Genomic DNA, 4,394 nt, shown 5'->3' with positions numbered 1-4,394 from the left:
TTTTTCATCTGGTTAATCCAGAAGTTCATTAACAATTTGGTAGATATTAAGAGGCAGTTTTACGAACGCAAGTTTGTAAGACGACACAAGCGTCGTAGTCTGAGTTGAGAAGCTTGGAGCAAAACTACGAGAAAACCTAGATTGTATAATGTTCAGGTTACTGAGGTTATATGGTCAAGAAGAGAAGCGCAAACGGTGGATGCCTTGGCAGTAAGAGGCGATGAAGGACGTGGAATCCTGCGAAAAGCTCTGGTGAGCTGGAAACAAGCGTTTAACCAGAGATGTCCGAATGGGGAAACCCGGCCGCACTTGTGCGGTCATCTATAGCTGAATACATAGGCTATGGAGGCGAACTTGGGGAACTGAAACATCTAAGTACCCAAAGGAACAGAAATCAATTGAGATTCTCTCAGTAGCGGCGAGCGAACGGAGAAGAGCCTGGTGTGATTTATGATTTAGCTAAGTAGAATGACCTGGAAAGGTTGACCAAAGAGGGTGATAGTCCCGTATACGGAAGCTGGATGAAGAACTAAGCACACGAACAAGTAGGTCGGGACACGTGTAATCCTGACTGAAGATGGGTGGACCATCATCCAAGGCTAAATACTCCTTACTGACCGATAGTGAACCAGTACCGTGAGGGAAAGGCGAAAAGAACCCCGGAGAGGGGAGTGAAATAGACCCTGAAACCGTTTGCGTACAAGCAGTGGGAGCATGTTTTCGGACATGTGACTGCGTACCTTTTGTATAATGGGTCAGCGAGTTACTTTCAGTGGCGAGGTTAACCGTTTAGGGGAGCCGTAGAGAAATCGAGTCTTAATAGGGCGCGAGTCGCTGGGAGTAGACCCGAAACCGGGCGATCTAGCCATGTCCAGGATGAAGGTTGGGTAACACCAACTGGAGGTCCGAACCGGGTAATGTTGAAAAATTATCGGATGAGGTGTGGCTAGGAGTGAAAGGCTAATCAAGCCCGGAGATAGCTGGTTCTCCCCGAAAGCTATTTAGGTAGCGCCTCGTGAATGATTACCAGGGGTAGAGCACTGTTTCGGCTAGGGGGCTGTCATGGCTTACCAAACCGATGCAAACTCCGAATACTGGCTAATTGAATCACGGGAGACACACGGCGGGTGCTAACGTCCGTCGTGGAGAGGGAAACAACCCAGACCGCCAGCTAAGGTCCCGAAGTTATGGTTAAGTGGGAAACGATGTGGGAAGGCATAGACAGCCAGGAGGTTGGCTTAGAAGCAGCCATCCTTTAAAGAAAGCGTAATAGCTCACTGGTCGAGTCGGCCTGCGCGGAAGATGTAACGGGGCTAAAACCATACACCGAAGCTGCGGATGTGCACTAAGTGCACGTGGTAGGGGAGCGTTCTGTAGGTCTGTGAAGGTGAACTGAGAAGTTTGCTGGAGATATCAGAAGTGCGAATGCTGACATGAGTAACGATAAAGAAGGTGAAAAACCTTCTCGCCGTAAGTCTAAGGTTTCCTGCACGACGTTAATCGGAGCAGGGTGAGTCGGCCCCTAAGGCGAGGCAGAAATGCGTAGTCGATGGGAACCAGGTTAATATTCCTGGACTTTTTATAAGTGCGATGTGGGGACGGAGAAGGCTAGATGAGCCAGGCGTTGGTTGACCTGGTACTTGCATGTAGGCGGGAGAGTTAGGCAAATCCGGCTCTCTATTAACGCTGAGATGCGAAGTGGTCCGGGCACTTTGGTGCACCGGGAAGTCATTGATGCCCTGCTTCCAGGAAAAGCCACTAAGCTTCAGCTTATAGGAAACCGTACCGCAAACCGACACAGGTAGACGAGTAGAGAATACTAAGGCGCTTGAGAGAACTCGGGTGAAGGAACTAGGCAAAATGGTACCGTAACTTCGGGAGAAGGTACGCCTTTTCTGGTGATATGCTTTACGTATTGAGCTGGGAGAGGCCGCAGAGACCAGGTGGCTGCGACTGTTTATTAAAAACACAGCACTCTGCAAATTCGTAAGAAGACGTATAGGGTGTGACGCCTGCCCGGTGCCGGAAGGTTAATTGATGGGGTTATCNGGAGAAGCTCTTGATCGAAGCCCCGGTAAACGGCGGCCGTAACTATAACGGTCCTAAGGTAGCGAAATTCCTTGTCGGGTAAGTTCCGACCTGCACGAATGGCGTAACGATGGCCACACTGTCTCCACCCGAGACTCAGTGAAATTGAAATTGCGGTGAAGATGCCGTATACCCGCGGCTAGACGGAAAGACCCCGTGAACCTTTACTACAGCTTTGCACTGGACTTTGATAATGACTGTGTAGGATAGGTGGGAGGCTATGAAGTGACGACGCTAGTTGTCATGGAGCCGACCTTGAAATACCACCCTGTGATTGTTGGAGTTCTAACTTGGTCCCCTAATCGGGGATGAGGACAGTGTATGGTGGGTAGTTTGACTGGGGCGGTCTCCTCCCAAAGAGTAACGGAGGAGCACAAAGGTACCCTCGGTACGGTCGGACATCGTACCAAGAGTGTAAAGGCACAAGGGTGCTTGACTGCGAGAGTGACGGCTCGAGCAGGTACGAAAGTAGGTCTTAGTGATCCGGTGGTTCTGAATGGAAGGGCCATCGCTCAACGGATAAAAGGTACTCCGGGGATAACAGGCTGATACCGCCCAAGAGTTCATATCGACGGCGGTGTTTGGCACCTCGATGTCGGCTCATCACATCCTGGGGCTGAAGCAGGTCCCAAGGGTATGGCTGTTCGCCATTTAAAGTGGTACGCGAGCTGGGTTTAGAACGTCGTGAGACAGTTCGGTCCCTATCTGCCGTGGGCGTAGGAAAATTGAGAGGAGCTGCTCCTAGTACGAGAGGACCGGAGTGGACGAACCTCTGGTGTACCGGTTGTGACGCCAGTTGCATTGCCGGGTAGCTAAGTTCGGACGGGATAACCGCTGAAAGCATCTAAGCGGGAAGCCTCCCTCAAGATGAGTTTTCCCATGAAGCCCGTTGAAGACGACGACGTTGATAGGCAAGGTGTGGAAGCGCAGTAATGTGTGAAGCTAACTTGTACTAATTGGCTGATTGTCTTGACCATATAACCTGAGTAATTTGATAATTTAGGTGAGCCTAAGCAATTAGGTGGATGCTTGTGTTAAAGCCCTTAATATTTACCACTGGGAATGAATCATTCCCAAACCCGTTTTCCTGGCGACCATAGCCGTTTGGAACCACCTGATCCCATCCCGAACTCAGAAGTGAAACAGACGTACGCCGATGATAGTGTGGGGTCTCCCCATGTGAAAGTAGGTCATCGCCAGGGTTTTATCCTTAAAGCCAGCTTTGTCATTCACTGCTGGCTTTATTTTGTTATAAACCACCAGAGTTCAAGCTGGTTTAAAACATTAAAATGAAGTACAGTAGCAGTCCAAATTATTTTTTGCTGGCATAGCTCAGCTGGTAGAGCAACTGATTTGTAATCAGTAGGTCCCGGGTTCGACTCCTGGTGCCAGCACCACATAAAACATTGCCAAATGCCTAAAAAGCTATTGACTTTAATTGCCTCATGAAAGAAAATGGCGTTCTTTTTGGAGGGGTTCCCGAGCGGTCAAAGGGATCAGACTGTAAATCTGACGGCTCAGCCTTCGAAGGTTCGAATCCTTCCCCCTCCACCATGCTAGATATTAAGAACAAGAAATTAGACATTAATTTCGAAGTTCTAAAAATGCGGGTGTAGTTCAATGGTAGAACCTCAGCCTTCCAAGCTGATGGTGTGGGTTCGATTCCCATCACCCGCTCCAAACATTGAGAGAAGTAAGGCTGTAGAAGTCCTATGTTACCAAGCCCACATAGCTCAGGGGCAGAGCACTTCCTTGGTAAGGAAGAGGTCGCTGGTTCAATTCCAGCTGTGGGCACCATGAAATCAATAACTAATGTAATGGGGGAGATTTTCCGATGGCAAAGGAAAAATTTGAACGTAAAAAGCCGCACGTAAACGTAGGCACAATTGGTCACGTAGACCATGGTAAAACTACACTTACTGCTGCTATCACAACAATTATGGCCAAAAAATATGGCGGCATGGCAAAAGCTTATGACCAAATTGATGCGGCCCCAGAAGAGCGCGAGCGTGGTATTACCATATCTACAGCGCACGTTGAGTATGAGTCAGCTGCACGTCACTATGCACACGTAGACTGCCCAGGCCACGCCGACTATGTTAAGAACATGATTACCGGTGCAGCACAAATGGACGGAGCGATCTTGGTTGTTTCAGCGGCCGATGGTCCTATGCCTCAAACTCGTGAACATATTTTGTTATCACGTCAAGTTGGTGTGCCTTACATCGTTGTGTACTTGAACAAAGCCGATATGGTTGACGATCCAGAGCTATTAGAGCTGGTAGAAATGGAAGTAAGAGATTTGT

General features: G+C 49.0%; 1 protein-coding gene, 4 tRNA genes and 2 rRNA genes. All 7 read left to right on the top strand.

Annotated features, from left to right (window positions below; all coding sequences use genetic code 11):
* Positions 1-172: 172 nt before the first annotated feature.
* Positions 173-3,065 (top strand): 23S ribosomal RNA (locus tag E1O47_RS11805).
* A gap of 109 nt (positions 3,066-3,174) precedes the next feature.
* A 5S ribosomal RNA gene (gene rrf / locus E1O47_RS11800) occupies positions 3,175-3,290 on the top strand.
* A gap of 119 nt (positions 3,291-3,409) precedes the next feature.
* Positions 3,410-3,485 (top strand) — tRNA-Thr (locus E1O47_RS11795).
* 72 nt (positions 3,486-3,557) lie between these two features.
* Positions 3,558-3,642 (top strand) — tRNA-Tyr (locus E1O47_RS11790).
* Positions 3,643-3,694: 52 nt separating this feature from the next.
* Positions 3,695-3,768: transfer RNA gene (locus tag E1O47_RS11785), tRNA-Gly, on the top strand.
* A 42-nt stretch (positions 3,769-3,810) separates the two neighbouring features.
* Positions 3,811-3,885: transfer RNA gene (locus E1O47_RS11780), tRNA-Thr, on the top strand.
* Positions 3,886-3,922: 37 nt separating this feature from the next.
* A partial coding sequence (locus E1O47_RS11775) for a GTP-binding protein (protein ID WP_133131448.1) occupies positions 3,923-4,394 on the top strand: 472 nt, incomplete at its 3' end.

Source organism: Legionella yabuuchiae, from assembly GCF_900640115.1.
Lineage (GTDB): Bacteria > Pseudomonadota > Gammaproteobacteria > Legionellales > Legionellaceae > Legionella_A > Legionella_A yabuuchiae.
The sequence above is the reverse complement of the archived record's forward strand: the minus strand, read 5'-3'. Positions and strand labels throughout refer to the sequence as shown.